12 protein-coding genes are annotated in these 18,545 nt (G+C 55.1%); 6 read left to right on the top strand and 6 right to left on the bottom strand.

Going from position 1 to position 18,545, the window contains the following annotated elements; translation table 11 throughout:
- Positions 1-256: 256 nt before the first annotated feature.
- Positions 257-928, bottom strand: coding sequence for a recombinase family protein (locus tag ACR0D7_RS18310; RefSeq protein WP_480680297.1), 672 nt, complete (start codon positions 926-928; stop codon positions 257-259).
- A gap of 389 nt (positions 929-1,317) precedes the next feature.
- On the opposite strand from ACR0D7_RS18310, the gene ACR0D7_RS18305 reads away from it, so the two are divergent.
- A complete protein-coding gene (locus tag ACR0D7_RS18305; protein WP_170388012.1) occupies positions 1,318-2,289 on the top strand; it encodes a UDP-glucuronic acid decarboxylase family protein in 972 nt (323 codons plus the stop codon).
- A 13-nt stretch (positions 2,290-2,302) separates the two neighbouring features.
- On the opposite strand, the gene ACR0D7_RS18300 is transcribed toward ACR0D7_RS18305, so the two are convergent.
- Entirely contained in the window at positions 2,303-3,325 is a 1,023-nt protein-coding gene (locus tag ACR0D7_RS18300) for a replication initiator protein A (protein WP_480680296.1), read from the bottom strand.
- 434 nt (positions 3,326-3,759) lie between these two features.
- Here ACR0D7_RS18300 and ACR0D7_RS18295 point away from each other — a divergent pair, with 434 nt between their 5' ends.
- The gene (locus ACR0D7_RS18295; protein ID WP_480680295.1) at positions 3,760-5,148 is read left to right on the top strand and encodes an AAA family ATPase; all 1,389 of its coding nucleotides are present in this window, start codon (positions 3,760-3,762) and stop codon (positions 5,146-5,148) included.
- 31 nt (positions 5,149-5,179) lie between these two features.
- Positions 5,180-6,241, top strand: coding sequence for a ParB/RepB/Spo0J family partition protein (locus tag ACR0D7_RS18290; protein ID WP_480680294.1), 1,062 nt, complete (start codon positions 5,180-5,182; stop codon positions 6,239-6,241).
- A gap of 149 nt (positions 6,242-6,390) precedes the next feature.
- Here ACR0D7_RS18290 and ACR0D7_RS18285 read toward each other — a convergent pair whose 3' ends face one another.
- From ACR0D7_RS18285 to ACR0D7_RS18270, 4 genes are all read right to left on the bottom strand, one after another.
- Positions 6,391-7,149 (bottom strand): hypothetical protein, encoded by a 759-nt coding sequence (locus ACR0D7_RS18285; protein ID WP_480680293.1) that lies wholly within the window; start codon positions 7,147-7,149, stop codon positions 6,391-6,393.
- Between the two features lie 386 nt (positions 7,150-7,535).
- Entirely contained in the window at positions 7,536-8,513 is a 978-nt protein-coding gene (locus ACR0D7_RS18280; protein ID WP_480680292.1) for a nucleotidyltransferase family protein, read from the bottom strand.
- Between the two features lie 23 nt (positions 8,514-8,536).
- A complete protein-coding gene (locus ACR0D7_RS18275; RefSeq protein ID WP_480680291.1) occupies positions 8,537-9,445 on the bottom strand; it encodes an HMG-box domain-containing protein in 909 nt (302 codons plus the stop codon).
- A 319-nt stretch (positions 9,446-9,764) separates the two neighbouring features.
- Complete coding sequence (locus tag ACR0D7_RS18270) at positions 9,765-10,115, bottom strand: hypothetical protein (protein ID WP_480680290.1); 351 nt, start codon at positions 10,113-10,115, stop codon at positions 9,765-9,767.
- Positions 10,116-11,067: 952 nt separating this feature from the next.
- Here ACR0D7_RS18270 and ACR0D7_RS18265 point away from each other — a divergent pair.
- From ACR0D7_RS18265 to ACR0D7_RS18255, 3 genes are all read left to right on the top strand, one after another.
- Complete coding sequence (locus tag ACR0D7_RS18265; RefSeq protein WP_480680289.1) at positions 11,068-12,024, top strand: sulfotransferase family protein; 957 nt, start codon at positions 11,068-11,070, stop codon at positions 12,022-12,024.
- 411 nt (positions 12,025-12,435) lie between these two features.
- A complete protein-coding gene (locus tag ACR0D7_RS18260; protein WP_480680288.1) occupies positions 12,436-13,659 on the top strand; it encodes a sugar transferase in 1,224 nt (407 codons plus the stop codon).
- A gap of 240 nt (positions 13,660-13,899) precedes the next feature.
- Positions 13,900-18,545, top strand: a 4,646-nt coding sequence (locus tag ACR0D7_RS18255) for a hypothetical protein (protein WP_480680287.1), incomplete at its 3' end; no start/stop codon positions are given.

The following is an 18,545-nucleotide window of genomic DNA, read 5'->3' as shown; positions in this document are numbered from 1 at the left end:
TTGGAAAACCACTGCAGTAAATCATCCTGATCCACAACCGAGTGTTTGAAGCCAATCAAAACGGGAATGTTGTTGATTACAGGGTAGCGCATACCACCGTCGACGGACAGAACGGACAGATATGCGTCATCGTTCTTTTCAAGTTCTGCACCTGTTCGAGGGCAAGACAGAAGCGCAGGGCAAATTCAAACTCATGGAAAAGAGCACGCGGCAGGAAGGCAGCCAAAAGTTTCAAGAAGCTTCTGCGACCAGGTATTCAAGAAGTCCCGGCTTTTCGGCGGGCAACACCTTCGCGCTTTGCAATAGCCAGCACGGTATTCTTGGAGATCCCGAGGTCACGGGCGATCCATCGGTATGAACGGCCCTGCTCGATCAATGCTATTACCTTGGGAGCGAGCCGATCCGACTTTGGCCGTTGGCCGGGTTGGCGACCAAGCTTCTTGCCGCGTGCTTTGGCAGCGGCCAGGCCGGATTTGATGCGCTCGCTCATAAGGTCGCGTTCGAACTGGGCGATGCCTGCAAGCATGGTGGCCATCATCCGGCCATGGGGGCTGTCGAGTTCAAAAGTCATGCCACTCATGGCGACGACTGAAACGTTCCAGCCCGCCAGCTGGTTCAGTGTATCCAAGAGATCCTGGGTAGACCGGCCCCACCGGCTGAGTTCGGTAACCAGAACCGCCTCGATTTTGCGAGCCTGTGCGAGGGCCATGACCTGGTTGCGGGCATGACGATTGGTTTTGGTGCCCGAGATGGTCTCTTTATGAATGCCGATCACCTCATACCCGGCCCGACCGGCAAAATCCGTCAGATCGGCGATCTGCCGTTCACAGGATTGGTCCGAGGTTGAAACGCGCGCATAGATCACCGCCCGCCTTATCTGGGGGGGCGGCTTTTGTCCCAATTGAACTGGTGCAGTTTGAGCGGTCATAACGGCTTGTTTTTATTGATCTGCTTTTTGTCTCTTTTGGTCATTTGGTTAACAGGGACAGAGTCAAATACCAAGACGTCAATTTCTAATACCCCACAAGCCCCCAAAAGCGCCCTTTCCAAAATCTGCAACGGAAAGCACCTGCTCTGCCGCGCAGGTTTAAAGTTTTCCGCATTACCTCAGCATGGCGGGCTGGTATCGTCATGTAAGGTTGCCAAAATATGATGGCTGTTGCGGTGCAACCACCCAGCTTGGATCAACGTCAAAATGGTTGAAAACCATTTCTGACAAGGCGCTTAATCAGTTCTGACCCCGCCCCGGGAATGCGCAGCCGCTTGCTATAGAGTGCAAAATCTGTCTTTTTTAAAATAATAAATTTGAGGTATTTTATGACACGCTCCTATGACAGCAGGAAACGTATTCTGGTTACCGGCGGTGCCGGATTTCTGGGTTCTCACCTCGTTGACCGCCTGCTTGAGCGGAAACACGAAGTCCTTTGCCTGGACAATCTGTTTACCGGCACCAAGCGGAATATCGACCATCTCCACAACCATCCACGGTTCGAATTCCTGCGCCATGACGTGACATTCCCCCTTTATATTGAGGTGGATCAGATCTTCAATCTGGCCTGTCCTGCCAGCCCGATCCATTACCAGCACGATCCAGTACAAACGACCAAAACCAGCGTTCACGGCGCGATCAATATGCTGGGGCTGGCCAAGCGCCTGCAATGCCCGATCCTGCAGGCATCGACCTCTGAAGTTTACGGCAACCCGAATGTGCACCCGCAGACCGAGGACTATTGGGGTAATGTCAATCCGATCGGGCCGCGCTCGTGCTATGATGAAGGTAAGCGTTGCGCTGAGACCCTGTTCTTCGACTATCACCGCCAGCACAATCTTGACATCAAGGTGGTGCGGATTTTCAACACCTACGGGCCGCGCATGCATCACGCCGACGGGCGGGTGGTTTCGAATTTCATCGTTCAGGCCCTGACCGGCCAGGACATCACCATTTTCGGCGATGGCTCGCAGACGCGGTCGTTTTGCTACGTGGAGGATTTGGTCGAAGGTTTCCTGCGCATGATGGACAGCGGCCCGGACGTCACCGGACCGATTAACTTGGGCAACCCCGGTGAGTTCACCATGCTGGAACTGGCCGAAAAGGTACTGGAACTGACCAAGTCACATTCGAAGATCGTGTATCAGCCGCTGCCGCAGGATGATCCGCTCCAGCGTCGGCCAGACATTTCCCAAGCGAAAGAAAAGCTGGACTGGGAACCCACAGTCGCGCTGGAGGACGGACTGAAAAGAACCATCGACTATTTCCGGCACCTTGTGAAAGAGATCGGTCTGACCTGACGGCGCGCCCGCATCACTGCGTTGCCGCACGCTTGCGCACCCAGCCCAGAAAAGCCGCGTCCGGTTTCCTGAGGCGCGGCCCCCCCGAGCGGGCCCAGACCCCGCGCCATTCCGCTTCGAGCCCATAGACATCCACACCCGGCATCAGGCCGCGCGCCTGCTCTAGCGTTTCGGGTTTCAGCGACGGTGGCGGTGTGTCGGGCTCGATCAGGCCGCTGCGGGGTGTAAAGCGGATCAGGTCGCCCGGTTCCTCGCGCATTTCGTAGTCGGGTAGGTGGTCGGCCTCGATCATGTCGCGCAGCATCTTGCGGAACACCCGGCGGGGCGAGGCCGAACCGGATTTCTTCAGCAGCGTCTCAACCGACACGGTCCACCCCGGCTGCCGTCCGCAATGTTTGCGCACCAGCTCGTAGATGCGCCGCTCCAGCGGTTTGCGCAGACGGAAGTAATCCCGGCTGAGCGTCAGTACTGATTTCGACAGCACCGCACGATAGAGCCAGTCGGAAAGAGTCACCGCCACGCTGACCATTCGCCCGCCGCGGGTATGGCGCACGATCTCCCAGCGTTCGATCAGGCCAAAGCCGGTAGTGGTCTCTTCTTCGCCGGTGACTATATTGGTGGTGATACGGGTGCCTGCCAGCCGCTCGAACGCCTCGCGCAGCCGCCGATAGGCATCTCCGCTGGTCTCACGATTTGTCGCCACCAGCAGGTCATGCGCCTTCAGGTGCAGCGTCCGGCTGACCTGCCGCCCGGCGTTAATCGCCGCCATCAGCTGACTGATGCAAAAGATCAGGATGTCCTTGTCATGGATCGTCGCCAGCCCCTTGACCGACGGCGTGACAGTGATCTGCACCCCGTTATGTTCATACTCGAGTATCCGGCGATCCGGACGGGTCGCCAGTGAAAAGAGCGGATGCTCCATACTGGCCAGATCGTCCTTGGGGATCGCGTCAAACACATCACAGACGAAAAAATCGCCCTGCTGCCTGCGGTCCGGAAGAAGCCCCCCGCCCGTCTCTGTCACTGCCCTGCCCATGGCTCATTTGTCCTATCGCCCTGTTTTCAGGGCTCTGAATTCCGGTCGGTATCCGACTCGTTTTTTTCGTGGTTTTAGTGACACCAACCCTAGAGTTATCCACATACCCGCACAACGGGTTTTCATCGGGGGTTCGGAGTCACATGATCGGGGGTTTAGAGTCAGTCTATCGGGGTTTCAGAATCGGATATGGTCCCTGTTAATACCCCAGAGCCCTTATTTCATTGGCCTACTATCAATCTAGAAATCCCCGTAACTAATAAATAACACAAATCTAACACTATAAAAAAACACCAACCCCAAATTCCTGCGCTATATTGGCACCACCATCCCCTTATTTTGCTAAGAAAAATCGCTCATGTGACCATTTATCTTCCATGTGCCCTGTTTTTTGATATCATGGGGAAAACACAGCACATCGAGCGGTATATATCATGGCAAAGGACGGCACTCCCCTTCCCCCGTATTTCAATATCGACCCTGATGCAGCATTATCCGATCTGGCCTTACCCACAGGCTCCGAAGGCTTTGCCACCATTGCTCGGGCCTGTGGCCAAGGCCGCTCTGATCTGGCCAGCCGGGGTATGGATGAACAGGGCCGCAAGTCGCTGCGCCTATTCTCTACCTGGGAGATCACCCGCTATCTGATCCCAGTAGCCCAAGCCCATTTTCGCCGTGTTCTGAAACAGAATCCAGATTTGCCACAAGGTCAGTCAGAATCTGAAGGCGGAGCCAAATGGTTCACCCTGGATGAGGTGCTGCGGCTGCGGGCTTTTTTCGGGGCACAGGGATCGAAGGCTAAAAACTACCTGCCCTATCGCCCCGCCGGATTACCCGCCAAAATAGTGGCGGTGGCCAATTTCAAGGGCGGGGTCGGTAAGACTTCGACAGCGGCACATCTGGCCATGTCCGCCGCCCTGGACGGCTACAAGGTATTGGTGATTGACCTCGACAGTCAGGGATCAATGACCTCGATTTTCGGGGGACAGGTCGAAGATGAATGGCAAACCGCCTTTCCGCTGCTGGCACGCCATTACGCGGAATATCTGCGTCTCGAAAACCAGCGTCGTCTGGACCGGGGCGACCCTCCTCAGCCTCTGGACGAAGCGCTGAGCACTGCGCTGGACATGACTGTGGGCGACGTGATCCAGAAAACACACTGGCCCAATATCGATCTGATCGGGGCCCAGTTGAACCTGTATTGGGCGGAATTTCAGATTCCGGTCTGGCGTATGCAGGCCCGCGGGTGGAAGCTGTGGGATGCGCTGACGGACCGGCTTGAGATGGACGGAGTACTGGACGACTATGATCTGGTCTTCATCGACACCCCCCCTGCCCTTGGTTATCTGACCATCAACGGGTTGGCGGCGGCGGATATCCTACTGGTACCGATGGGAGCGTCTTTTCTGGAGTTTGACTCCACCGGCCGGTTCTTTGACATGCTGCATTCCACCTTTGTCAGCATTGAAGAGGGCGAAAATGTTGCCGCCCGCGCCCTTGGCCGCCCCGAGATGGCATTCGAATGGGACGCGGTGCGTGCGGTGATTACCCGGTATGACGGGGCACAGCAGGGGGAATTAGCGGCTCTGATGCAGGCCTATCTGGGTGAAACGCTTTCGCCGCACAGACAGGATTTCACCGCGCTGATCGGTCAGGCAGGTGAGCAGGTCAACGGCATCTACGAAGCCGATTATCGCGATTTCAACCGCGAGACCTATGCCCGGGGGCGTGAGGCCTTTGACGCCACCTACGCGGCCTTCAAACGGCTTTTGCTGGGCGTATGGCGTCGGGCAGAGCTGGCCGAGCAGCAGGCGGCTGAATGATCCCCTGCAGGGACGAGTGAGGAGAGCAGAGATGGCAAAGCGCAAACGACTTACACCGGCTCAGCCAAGTTATTTGAGTGCAGCCCCTGAAACCAGATCCGTGCCCATGGGGAGTGGCTCCGCCCCGATTGCACAGGTGGCCGGCGAAGCTGCTGCCACGGCAGCGTTGGAAGAAGTGGCCCAGGCCCTGCAATCCGCCCGCAATGAAGGGCGGATGATCGAGTTGCTGGCGCTGGATGTGATCGACGACCGGCATCTGGTACGCGACCGACTGGAGCAGAACGAGGAGGAAATGACCGCACTGGTGGAAAGTTTGCGGGCTCGTGGTCAGCAGATGCCGATTGAGGTGGTCACCCTGCCCTCTCCTGCTGGTGGGCGGACACATGGTTTGATTTCTGGCTGGCGGCGGCTGACAGCGTTGCAGCGGCTCTACAAAGAGACTTCAGACCCTAAATTCGCCACTGTGCGGGCAATGGTAATCACCCCAGGCACCGCCCAAAACGCGTATGTGGCAATGGTTGAGGAAAACGAAATCCGGGTAAACCTCTCCCATTACGAGCGCGCCCGTATCGCGGTACAGGCAATGAAAGAGGGGGTGTATCCCAGCCAAAAGGCCGCTTTGCAGGGGCTGTTTGGAAATGCCACGCGGTCAAAACGCTCTAAGATCGGCACGTTCATCGCTCTGGTTGAGGCTTTCGACGCGGTACTGTATTTTCCTGCGGCCATCAGCGAAAAGTTAGGGTTGGCACTCGTACGCGAGATGAGCCGTGATCCGGGTTTTTCGGAGGTGCTGAAAGAACGGTTACAAAATACACCTCGCGACAGCGCTGAGGCCGAGATACAGATTTTGTCGTCTACACTCACCGAGCGCGCCGCTTCTCCGGTCGTATCGGATGGTCATTCGACGCCAGCCTGGACTCGGACGACGCCGTCCGCCCCTGCAACTGCTCCGAGAGAGCGGATTGTCGTTCGTGTGTCGGATGGCGTCGAAATGCGGTTTGCGCCGGATCAGAGACGTATCGAACTGGTTGGGGATGGCGTGTCGGACCGCCTGGCCGAGGCCCTGAAGGACTGGCTTCAGGCAGATATGTAAGTGATCCAAATGTTTCGCACGCGAAACATTTGGTCTTCTTGCCGACCTACTTCTACATAAAATTCAAAACCTGGTTTCCCGGCTGATTGCGCTGAGTAAATATTCCTCAAATGACATAGAGAATAGAGTGGTCGCGCAGCACTCTGACTTCATGATTTTTTTTCGCCAAGAATGGATGAAAAGCGGAGCACTAGGTTATGGCCCGCGATAAAGTCCAAAAGCGCGATATTCAGGAAACATATGCCGAACAACTCGCAGGATTCCTCTAGAACTGTAAGCAGGTCGTAAATGAAATCCTTGCTCATCTTGGTGCTGTAGAGGCCGCTGACGCCTTCGATCACGACCGCCCCAAAAAGAAATATGGCCCCTGCGGTCAGCATTTTCCGCGCTAGCGGCGAAGGCAGAGACCGCAGAAACGGGACGAACATAACGAGTAGGACCGACACAACAGAGATCCCCGCAAAAATCCAACCGTGATGAAGAAATACCTCGCGAAAGACAGGAGGGGGGATGGATTCATGGACTTGGGCGATTTCATCATATGCCAGCAATACCAGCATAAGGGCAGCGAGCAGCCAGTAAAGGTTCAGCCATGATCTTTGTTGCCTCCGCTGAATAATGAAAATCAGCGTGGCGAGTTGTGCAGCCGTCACCATGAGTAAAAAGCTGATAACCGTGGGAATACTGGTCTCGTTGTTCAGAATAAATCGGTCAGCAATCTCGATTACTGCGCGGTTGGAACTCTCGGATTTAACCCATGTCATGATAACAGAAAGAGCAGCCAAGATGAAAACGCCGTAGCGGCAGAACCACCGCAGGTACCGGGAGGACAGATCGATCCTTGCTTTTTCCGAGACATCCTCCTTCGGATGGGGGACGGGGCTGTTGCGATGCTGCGCTTCCGTCATAGTTGCGGGTTTCCCAAGGTGGGTGCGATGCTGATCTTGCTCAAAAAAACCGTCCAGCACATGACACTGAAGAATTTAGCAGCGTCTTCGGGCAAAATGCGGGAATCCCCAATAAGTGCGGTCGCGATGAGGCAAAAAAATAAGGCCGCTACTAGGCCTCGCCTCAGCGTTTGCGAGCCATCATCGTTAAGATCACCCTGGCTTGGGCTCTTGTCCTTGGGTGTTGCACGCAACTTTTCAAAACCTACTAATTTCGAGATTTCAATATGATTTTTGATAAAGTAGTAGAAAAATCGCTGGTTTAGCAAAGACTTTGTTGGTCGCTGCCCGTCTGATTACAGGCCTTTGAGATCCATTCTGGTTGGCAAAGTTGCGACTGAAACGCTTTATCTTGCACTTATTCCCATGAACCGCGATGCGCCAATCCCATAGCGAACAATCGTCCATTCAATCTGGCCCAGACGTGGGTTTCGGAACTTGAGCCTCCTCCGCCAGTGCAGCAGCCGCACGGCCAGGCTCGGAGGAGAGGGAGCAGGCATTTTCACCGCAAACAGATGGTCGAGCATTGCGCTTTGCAGGTCGAAGGCCAGCCGGAACCGCCAATCCTGCCGCTTGCTGTGAAGCCATGCCCAGTCAATACTGGATCGAGGGTCCTCGATTTGTTCAATCAGGCTCAGCAGATAACGCAGGCTGGTCGCGCCCCTGGCAAGGGTCGTGTGATGCAGCATGTCATGGGCAATGTTGATGAGAAGGCGCAAGCTGCTATCAGGAACCAGAAAGTGGATACCGTCCCGCTCGTGTGCGATCAGGCGCGTTCTGAGATCTTCTTCGGTCAGCAGCGCCGAGATACGGGACGGCAAAGCGTTATGTAAATCAATCGTGGCAACGGCCCCGGGGCGCCAGTAACTGCCCGGAGAGTGATCGTGCTGGCTGTTTTCGACAACTTCGAAACCGTCCCGAGCGAAAGCGGCCTGGACCGTCGGTATGTCGACCGGGGAGACGAGCAGGTCGATGTCGATGAGAAGGCGCGAATACTCTGCGGGCTCTGCGAGCAGCGCCATTTCGCTCGCCCCCTTGATGAGCGTTGGGATCACCCCTGCTGCATTCATGTCTGCAACAGCTGTGTATGTAAGCTCCCAAAGCTGGCGATTGCGTATTGTGTTGGCGCGTTCAAGCTCTGCCAAATATGCCAGTGCCTCGGGTTCTGTCCGCTCAGCTGCGCCCGAGGCGATGAGGTGGCGATACAAGGCGGTTGTGACGAACTCGTCGGTTGCGACCGAAATCAGTTCGAACCAATCGGGATTGTCCTCGAACTCTCCGTTCAAGCAGATGACCAGTTGTTCGAAAGGGGAGGCGGCAACCATAGTCGGCTCCTAATCCAGAGATATCAGACATCCCTGCCCGGTTCGGTACAAAAATCACGAAGGGCTTCCACTGCCAAAGTCAGATCGGAATATTGCAACCGGAAACAAGACGCTCCATTCACACATGCGGCAAGGGCTCGGAATTCATCGGTGTTTAGGTCGGTGCTACCTGACCACGCCTGGCTGATGAGGCTGGATATCGTCTGGGGAACCTGTTGTGGGAACTGGGCCGGAGCCCCGTCGTTCAGACGATCGAGAAATACGATCCAGCTGACTGGGCGCGGAATGAGCGCCGCGCCCTTGTCGATCGCCAGATATCTCACATATTGACCATCCGGCCTCAGATGCGTGTCTGCCTTGGATATCTCGTCCTGTTTGGCGCCCAAAAGTTCCCAAGTGCCCGTTTTCAATGTCGACGGGAAGGGGAGGGCAAAAACGGACCCGTCATTTTTGAGGACGGCGATGTCGTCCCCGGCAAGGGTGAAACCTGCGGTTTCGAGGGCCGCCCCCAATGTGCTTTTTCCCGCGCCGGGCCCCCCAACCAGAAGCATCGCCTGTCCGTTGTCATGCACTGCAACCGCAGCATGCAGCAGCAGGTCGTCGGCAAACTCGAGAATGGCCTCGGTGATAGCAAGTTTTAGTTGCGGGACAAGCATTTCATCACTGACCCGAAGCGGTGGTTCATCCCGTAGTGCGATGTCGAATTTTCCGGACATGCGGCGCTGTACCAGAACATACGTGTCGCAAGTGGTGCCGGAAAACACGGCCATGTGCCTGAAGGCGGCCATCACCGGATCGGGAATGGCCCCATCAAACCCGATAAGAACTCTGGAAATGCCGGTATCAACCAGCAACGTCGCTTTGACCGGAGCTGGGCCATCGCGGGTTGAAAGCGGCTCTAACGCGCCGACAGACCTCAAATCAGTAACCACGGAGGGGGCGCAAATTCCAGCTTCGCGGGGTGTATCATCGTCACAGATCACACCCGTCTGAAACCGTGGCCAAGCCCGAGCCGCTTCATCGTTCAAAACGGAAAGGGACTGTCGCCCCTCGAGAAAAAGAAAGGCCTCGCCGTCAACCCATTCCAACTGGTTTGGGCCAGTCGGGATCAGGAGGTGAGTGAAAATATTATGTCCCCTTCGTCGCTTTGAAACAGCCAGACAGCATCCTGGTGCAGCAATTATTTTGTTCCAAGATCGAACCTCAGTACGCTCCCGCGGCTTAGCCTGGAAGTTTTTGATGCACGTTAACCTAATCAGCTCCGTGCAAGCCAATGCCTTGAGCAGGTGTTGCCAAAATCCAATGTTTGTTGGCGTCAGTCGATTTTTCCACCCCAACGGCCTCGGCCGCGCCATCCGTTTTTGCCACGCTGGTATGCGGCTTTTCTAAGTTTCCGGTGGCTTCTTTTGTTGAAATACTTGCGCTTGTATCGGTAATGCGTGGATCCACCGCCTGAACGGAAAATACCCCCAGCATCTGCACTTTTGGTCGTTGACAGCAGAACCAAAGCTGCCGCTGAAGTTGCGCCTGCATACCGGCCCGCTTTTGCGAGAAGTTCGCGGCGTTCTGGAGATTCAGGGGCTTCAGCCCTATCTCTTTCATGCTGTGACATGTAAATCACTCCCTTCCAACTCATTACTTCACAATGCCTCTTAATAATTGACTGGATTGGCGATTCTCTCAAGGAATGATTCGTCTTTCAAAATGGAACCATGGGGAAATATTTCTGTGCGTTCGCAGTTTGGGCGGAATTCTGGAAGGGAATTCCTGAGGTCAGCGCGGGCAAATCGAAAGAGGTGCCGGAGTCGGTACGCGGCTGATCAGGGGTGAGGCACTTGCAGTCCTCTTGAAAATTACCTGTTTTCCACCAGTGCGTTGATTGCCGCCTTCTGGGCCTATCTGATGCATTCGGGGCACAGCGAAGATGGCCGTTCAAGATCAGGTGGCCTGTGGGCGTTCTCGGTGAGGGACAACTGATGTGCCGGTTCTGATCGAAATCAGCCATTGGTGGTGTACATCCCGTAATATTGTATTAAGTTTACTTCAACGAGCAGGTTGAAACGACCAGTACAAGCCAACGGGCAATTTTTATCGATTTAGTTCAGCCATGCCTAACTATGGGCATATTCTCGTAATATTTGTTGCGACAGGTTTTGTCGGTCGGGTTGCGCGGAACAGAATATCGAAGGCTAAGTGAAAATGGTTGGATATTTGGCTATCGGAATGTTCATGGGATGTCTTGCAGGAGGCATTGCATTGTATTTCGGAATTAGCTTGTTGATAGCATTCGGGGTCATTTTTCCGACGGCTGGATCTGCCACCGTTTTGTGTGTGGCCCTTGCCAGATTTTATGCCATTCCCTTCTTCGGAACCAAGGAACTCGAGCGTAACTGATCTATGAGGTGTGCGGGATGGCCCGCCGGGTATTTTCCTTGATCTGTGCCGGACGCCACAATTAGGGTGCGTCGCATAGTTGCATGCGATCGAGAATTGCCAGATCGTTTGAGTTTTATGGCGGAGCGTCCACGCGCCCGCTTTCAGGGCCGGTTTTAGGATGTTGGTGAACGAGTGTGCCTTTCAGCCGAATTTTCCCCCGAAGGGATATATTATAGGTGCCCCAAAATGCGGCACCACGGCATTGGCCCAATATCTATCAGAACACCCTCAGATCGCCTTCAGCAAACCTAAGGAACCGCATTTTTATGCAGACGACCTGCCGGGTTTGCGGCGAACCGATGACAGGGATCAGTATAAGTCCTTTTTTTCCCCGACCCGCGATACTCGCCTGTTGATGGAAGGTTCTGTCTGGTATTTGTTTTCGCAAACGGCGATCCGAGCGATCATGAACGAACGCCCTGACGCCCTGTTTGTGATAATGCTCCGTAACCCTGCCAAAATGCTGCCTTCGCTGCATCGGCAACTTCTCAATGCCTTCGATGAGGATGAGAGGGATTTCAAAACTGCGTGGAATCTTTCAGACGCCCGGGCGAGGGGAGAGCAAATACCAAAGAAATGCCGGGCAACGATGACGCTGGACTATAAGCGTACCGCAGCTTTTGGTGAGATGTTGGAGCGTTTGTGGTCTCAAGTTCCGCGGGAACAGACGCTGATCCTGTTTCAGGAAGAAATGCAGGCGGATACGGGTGGTGTGTATCGTCGGGCGCTTGATTTTTTGGGGCTCGATGATGACGGTAGGAGTGACTTCCCCAGGATCAATGAGGCGAAGCAGTACCGGTCACGGCTTCTTGGCTATGCAATAAACCGTAAGGGCGTTGCCCGCGAGATGATTTCGGACCCGGTCAAGAGAATTTTGGGGCTACAGTCTCTCGGGATTGTAAGACGACTGAAGCGTGCGAATGCCGTCTCAGTCGGGGTTTCGCGGTTGGATCCTGAAATGGAAGACGTGATTATCCAACACTATGAGGAGGACCTGCGCCTTCTGGAAGGGCTAATCGAGGGCGGGCTGCCCGAGCCGTTTTTTCGACCCAGGCAGAGCCCGCAACACCTCTGAGGGCGTTGCGACAGGTCGTGGGCTCGTGAGGTGGTGCCGCGATTCGGTCCTATCGACATGGCAGGATGAGCGACTCTTTTCAGAGAGTTAGGCTTCTTACTCCGGGTAGAAGGCTTTTGTAGTCACACAAGTACATAAGATTGCTCATATAATGGCTGAAAACTCGCTTTACAGCTCCGATTCAGGGGGCGTGAACGCGCTTTGCCATCAGCTTTCTTGCTTTTGAAGGCATTGTTGATAAGCTTGGGGATGGAAATGTCCGGGGGGTTGTCGACTGCGATGCTGTAGTTGATCGCTTTTTTGTCTGAATTTAATACTGCTGACGTTGCAATTATTTTAAGCAACGGCCCTTCGGTGTGAAGACGTACGACTTTTAAACAGTATCCGAGTTAAACGAGGGAAGTTTGTCCAATGAAAAGTGATTTTCGGCATTTGGATTCTATCGCGGGAACGATACGGAACACAAAGCGGGAAGGGCAACCCCAGATTCATCAGGCCGAACCTGCTGCGACACGTTCAAAACCTCAGCAGAAACCCGTTGTGTACGGTGCCGTCAGGAATACACGAGGGCGCGCCATCGGGTTCCTGCCGCGTTCTGAAATTCTGCACCGGATTTACAATGCGTCAGTAGCGGGGCTGCTGCTTTTTATGGTTTTGCCGCTGTTCACTCTGATCAGCCTGGCCCTGCTGATGACACAGAGCCGTCCGATCTTTTATCGCGGTAAACGGGTTGGCCGAAACGGTGAACTGTTTGATATCTACAAGTTCAGAACGCTGGACACTGCCAAGGCAGCCCAACTGACCAAGGATAAGGTTCTGCCTGCCGGGTCTGGCCTGGAAACCCCTTTGGGAGGGTTTTTGAGGGAAACGCGGCTGGATGAGCTTCCGCAACTGGTGAATGTGCTTAAGGGCGACATGAACATCTGTGGCCCGCGTCCGCTGCGTCCCGAGATTGCAGATTTGCTTGGACCCGGTAGCCGGGGGTTTTCTGCGCGCCTGGGCGTCAAGCCAGGTCTATTGGGTCCTACGCAGGCATTCATGAGCCATGGCGCCTCAAAATCGGTCAGAGGTCGCCTGAACGCGGCCATGTGCATCAAGCCGGTAAGCTATCGGAGCGAGTTGGAAATGATCGTTCTGGTGGGGGCCTGTGTCATGGCCAGGTCCGTCTCTAAACTGACATCGCGGCTTTTGCGGCGGAATGCGGACAATGATACGCCCATGCGTGACTGGGCGGCCAAATCCGGCGTTATGGTATCGTACCGATGGGCAGATGCAGTGGCATCCCCGGTTCGTTTGATTGATGATGAAAACCTGATTGTTTCTGACGCTTGCCCGGCGGGCAAGGGTGAGTTGGTGATCACCCATCCCGACGGAACCCGTCGTGTAGCCAAAGTCATATCTGAGAAACGGGATACCTTGGCACCGGGAGAAGTCGTGCTGAGGTACCGCCCCAGTAGTGACTATTCCCACTACATTCTGGAAAGATACCTGATGCAGTCCGTTGTGGTGCCGCATCATTCGCATTTTCTTTTCCGGCATGTTGCTCGTGCTGCGAAGGGGCGATTTCACCTCACTAAACGTTTTGCCGATTATTCAGATTATTCAGAGGTGTCGACCCTTCGTTTCAAGAACTGACACCGCCACGGTTCGCCCAAGTGAATAGTTACGTGTTGAATTGGGGAGGGAAGGACCATGAGGTCGCATATATTTTCTTCTGGAGGCGTAAACTCTGGCCTTAATAGTCACCGGGGTCTTCTCGATTTCAGTGTGACTGGTATGTTTTTACAGTCAGTTCCAGAGTTGAACGGGTATATATATCCTTTTAACTCTGATCAGATTTTAGGTGTATTCACCCTTCCAGAAAGAGAAGTTGATGTGGGGGGGTTGCCGCAGCTTGGCGAAAGCAATGCGTTGGATGGATCTCAGCACACACAAGCTTCGGATACAGCAATACATAAGGGTACGGATGTTGGGCCGGAGTTCCCTTCGCGTTTTGAATGGAGCGTCGACAGTGGGCATCTTGTTGTCACTCTAAACCCTGCGGCCGACTGGAAGCCAACCTGGCTGGATGAGTATCAGCCCGAGTTTGGCCGCTTCTCGGAAACTGAGTGGTTCAGCGCAGAGCAGTCAGGACCTCCTGACTCGCGAGCTACGCGCGTACCCAACCAGGATCGCGACATCGCGCAGGAACCACTCACAAATCAGGATAACAGTGACGAGACAGGGCCGGTGTCGGCCGAGTTGGCTTTAGTTGATGAAAGCGATGACTGGCTTACTGCGTCGCAAACGGAGCAAGAAGCTGCACCTGCTCTGTTGCAAACGAGTGCAACACTGGTCGTTGAGGAAAGTTCGGGTGAAGAAAACTTGGTGGCCGCCAATGCCGCGGAACCGATCACGTTCGGCGTAGTAGGGTTGACCGGGAGTGTTTCGAATAACCCCACGGCTATTGATTTCAGCAAGACGGGGAACCCAACCCTGTTCGTCGCGCAGCAGGATGGTTCCATCTATCGCTATGAGGTCGAAAGACAGCCCGACGGACCTGATCCCGACACGGAGGACGAGTTCGTCGCCACCAGCACATTGCTGATAGACACCATTCCGGATGACACCCAGAATTTCAACGATGACGGAGCACTGAACGGAACAAACCAGCGGCAGGTCACCGGCATGGTCGTGACCAAGGATGCCGCTGGCAATGACGTACTGTACGTCTCTTCTTCTGACTGGCGGATCGCGGTTGGCGAAGACAGCGGTCTTGATACGAATTCCGGTCAAGTTCACCGAATCACGCTGGACCCGGACACTGGGGATGTGTTGTCGAATGTCGCCGTGTTGCGCGGCCTGCCGCGTTCCGAGGAAAACCACGCAAATAACGGTATCGACCTGGGGATCGATCCTGTCACAGGCGATACCATCATGTACGTTGCGGTGGGCGGGATCACCAACAAGGGGGCGCCGGGAAACAATTTTGCCGGCACGATTGATTTTGCCTGGTCGGGTGCGATCATCAAGATCAATCTGACCGAACTGGAATCCTACGACATCAGAACCGATGCCAATGGCAATCAGTTTATTCTGGACCTTTCGACTCTGGACGACCCGACACGCCCCAATATCGACCTGACGACGCTATCCATTCAGAACCTCAACCTGGACCCCAACTTTACGCTGGATGACAACGGAGAGATTGGAGGCGTACTGCAGCCCGACTGGGCGGGTGGCAACAATGGCCTGAACCAGGCCAAGATTACGGATTATGTCCTTGTCAGCGATCAGGGACAGCTCAAGCTGGTGAGTAATCCGGTCGAGCTTTACGCACCGGGATACCGGAACCCCTACGATGTCATCGTGATGAACTCGGGCGAGGTATTCACCTGGGACAACGGACCAAACGGGGGGTGGGGCGGACAACCATTGTCTTATACTGACGGTGAGATCGTCGATGACTGGACGACGGAATTTGCCACCAACGAATTCAACGAATCCGGCAGCAAGGGCTTCGGGGACCAGCTTCATTATTTGGGCAACGTAACGGATACTTACGGAACCTACGGCGGCCATGCCAGCCCGATCCGGGCCGCGCAAATCGCGCTCCAGGCGGCGTTCAACTCCGATGGCACATATGCGGGGGCCACATCTTCGGATCCGATCATCGTCAATGGCATCCAGATTTTCGACAACGAGGCGGATGCCCGCAATTACCTGGAAAAACTCCTGATCATCTATGAGCAAGACGGATCGGGAAGCTGGGTGGATGTCACGTCGACCACCGGTCTGCCCGCGGACTTGTTCGACGTTCTGTCTGGTTATGATTGGAGCCACCCGGGCAGTTCCATCGACAATCCTCTGGATTTCTATGATGGATCCAGCGTCATGGACGGGACCCCGTATTCGCCGGAATCGCAGCTTCTGGATCCAACCGTGGACGGATCTCTGGTTGTAACACCGGAGTCGACCAACGGGCTGACCGAATTTTCAGCGACCTATTTCGGCGGCCAGTTACAGGGCACGATTGTAGCGGCCAGTTTCGACGAAACGCTCTATTTCGCCCAGCTCGTCGACACTGATGGCGACGGGCGGACAGATAGTGCCAACATTGTCCATACCGAAGTTTTAACCGGATCAAATCCTCTGGCCCTCGTGGCTCTGCCGGATCAGGGGCTTTCACCGGTACTGATCGATAATAACGGCGATGGGGTGGATGATTTCTCCGGCTTGATCGCCGTGGCGACCTATGGGGCTGACACGGTCAGCTTCCTGATTCCAGGCGGAGATCCGATTGACCCTGGTGACGATCTGGATTTGGACGGGTTGAACGACATTGTGGACACCCATGTAGGTGATCCACTGGATGGGCTAGGCGTCACGATTTCGAAAGGGCAGTCGGCGCTTTGGGGGTTCGAACTCAACAACCCATCCTCGACGCCGGCAGGTGCGGTGCCGCCAGGCAACAGCATTGCGGGTGACATCGGCATAAATGCCGCGTTCCGCGACGGTGTTTTGCCTGCGACAGACAATGGCGGGGACGAAACCCAGGGCCTTTTCAACGGTGGGGTGTTCAATCTGGGCGGCGCCTCCAGTTTCGTCAGCCTTGATGTTGCACATGACGGGACGGCTGAAGGTGCTGCAAATACGCAACAGGATGTTTTAGGCATTGGCTTTGGTGCCCCTGATGCGACGCATCTTACAATCAGCACGGAAATGGTGAACATTTTCACCTATTCGCTGAATACCGATCCACCAGCCAAGGTCTGGGACGGCGGAGAGAAGGTCGGGTTGGTTGTTGGCCCAGGCGACCAATCAGATTATGCCGAAGCGACCATCGCCGTTGTCGATGAAGGTGGGACGATCAAATACGGCGTTCAGCTGATTGTTGAGACCAATGACAGCTTCCTGACCAGCTTTGTCGAAATTCCCGGTATTGAGGCCCCGGTCATTGCGGGGGTCGGAGACCCGAATTTTCAGGTGGCGATTGATCTGGATCTGACGGGGGGTATCGAAAGTGCGACGGCGCGTGCGCGCTACGTCGACGATGGTACCTATACGGATTGGGTCGAGACGTCTGCTCTGGCACTGCCTGCAGATGTGGTTGCCGCGGTCAAAGGCCAATATGACAATCTGGGCAACACGACGGGCGCCTTTGTCGGCATGATGGCGTCCGCGCCCGATGGAGACGATTCTTTTGCAGCATCCTGGGACTGGATCAATGTCGAGAACGTTGACGTGCCCATTGGCGCTGCGCGCATAGGCGTCAACGAAACCTCTGACAATATAAACAAATCGACCTTTTCGGTTGATTCGTTCGAGATTTCTAATGTCGGCGAAAAGGTTATTACCCAGGTTGAGTTTGACATCACCGATGGAATTGTACCTGACGCGGTATTTGACCCGTTTGGCGAGGCCGGCGATACCATTTTCAAGGGTCTGACCATCGACTCGGAAGGGGGTACTGGTGTCGATACAACGCCGGACGCTTCCAATTATGTCGGCATTGGCGGAGCTTCCGGATATGAAGGCCTTATCCTGACCTTCGACCCGGCACTGAACGGTGGGTTTGAGCCTGGAGAGACCGTCACATTCTCGATCGATATGGACCCGAACTCCCTGCTTGGTGCCAAGAAATCGCTACTGGACGCTGGGTCGTCTTTCGGATGGGATGCTGCAGGTATCTCAGGTGCAGAAATGATTGGTGCGACGGTGACGGTCACCTATGCAGATGGCACCACAAGCACCGGTGATTTGATTAGCGCGGGGAACAATGCCGGCTCATATACCGTTTCGTCAGAAGCCACTCCGGGGCTGGAACCAACCCTTACCGTTAATGGTTTGGGTGAGGGCGAGGCAGGGACATACGGAATTGGCGGCCCCACGGTTGTGCTGAACGGGCCCTCCGGGCTTGTGGCGCGCGTGACCTTGGCGAAAGGGTTCATCCAGCCTGAAACGAACGAGTTCTACAACGGCAACAGTGAAGATCAGGCTTATGCGCCGCAACTCGACGCTCAGCTTGCGGCATTGGCGGCGACGGATTTCCCGGCCAACAACATTGTCGAGTTCCAGACATTCGACATCGTTCTGGATGGCTCAGATCAGGATATTTCGGCGATGTTCGATTTCGCAGGTGTGGCTGATTACGATTTCGTTGGGGAAGACGAGGTGCCACTGGCGTTTGTGGCATCAGTTATCAATCCGGACGATGCGAATGCTCCGCTTGGCCCAATAACGCAGCCGATTTTCCTGACCTTCGATTCAGGCGCTGGCGACACATCGGCTCCGTTTGTGCAATCGTCTTCTGCGCCTGATATCGGTCAGGGGGATGTTGGGGCGTCCAGCACGCAGGTCACGGTGACCTTTGCGGATAACGTGGCGGTTGATGTCTCCAGCATCGATGTGGGTGACATCACCGTGACCGGGCCGGGTGGCCCGCTGACGGTGACGGGTGTGAGCGTGGATGTGGGCAGCGATGGTACCCCGCGGACGGCAACCTACACGGTTGAGGCGCCAGGCGGGACCTGGGATCTGGC

The organism is Ruegeria sp. BB7, from assembly GCF_056539365.1.
This window is presented reverse-complemented; position numbering and strand designations above follow the sequence as displayed.

Coding starts and splice junctions, on each gene's coding strand:
- ACR0D7_RS18295 (WP_480680295.1), top strand. CDS start 3,760: ATGGCAAAGGACGGCACTCCCCTTCCCCCGTATTTCAATATCGACCCT.
- ACR0D7_RS18260 (WP_480680288.1), top strand. CDS start 12,436: ATGAAAAGTGATTTTCGGCATTTGGATTCTATCGCGGGAACGATACGG.
- ACR0D7_RS18290 (WP_480680294.1), top strand. CDS start 5,180: ATGGCAAAGCGCAAACGACTTACACCGGCTCAGCCAAGTTATTTGAGT.
- ACR0D7_RS18300 (WP_480680296.1), bottom strand. CDS start 3,325: ATGGGCAGGGCAGTGACAGAGACGGGCGGGGGGCTTCTTCCGGACCGC.
- ACR0D7_RS18270 (WP_480680290.1), bottom strand. CDS start 10,115: ATGAAAGAGATAGGGCTGAAGCCCCTGAATCTCCAGAACGCCGCGAAC.
- ACR0D7_RS18310 (WP_480680297.1), bottom strand. CDS start 928: ATGACCGCTCAAACTGCACCAGTTCAATTGGGACAAAAGCCGCCCCCC.
- ACR0D7_RS18305 (WP_170388012.1), top strand. CDS start 1,318: ATGACACGCTCCTATGACAGCAGGAAACGTATTCTGGTTACCGGCGGT.
- ACR0D7_RS18265 (WP_480680289.1), top strand. CDS start 11,068: ATGTTGGTGAACGAGTGTGCCTTTCAGCCGAATTTTCCCCCGAAGGGA.
- ACR0D7_RS18285 (WP_480680293.1), bottom strand. CDS start 7,149: ATGACGGAAGCGCAGCATCGCAACAGCCCCGTCCCCCATCCGAAGGAG.
- ACR0D7_RS18280 (WP_480680292.1), bottom strand. CDS start 8,513: ATGGTTGCCGCCTCCCCTTTCGAACAACTGGTCATCTGCTTGAACGGA.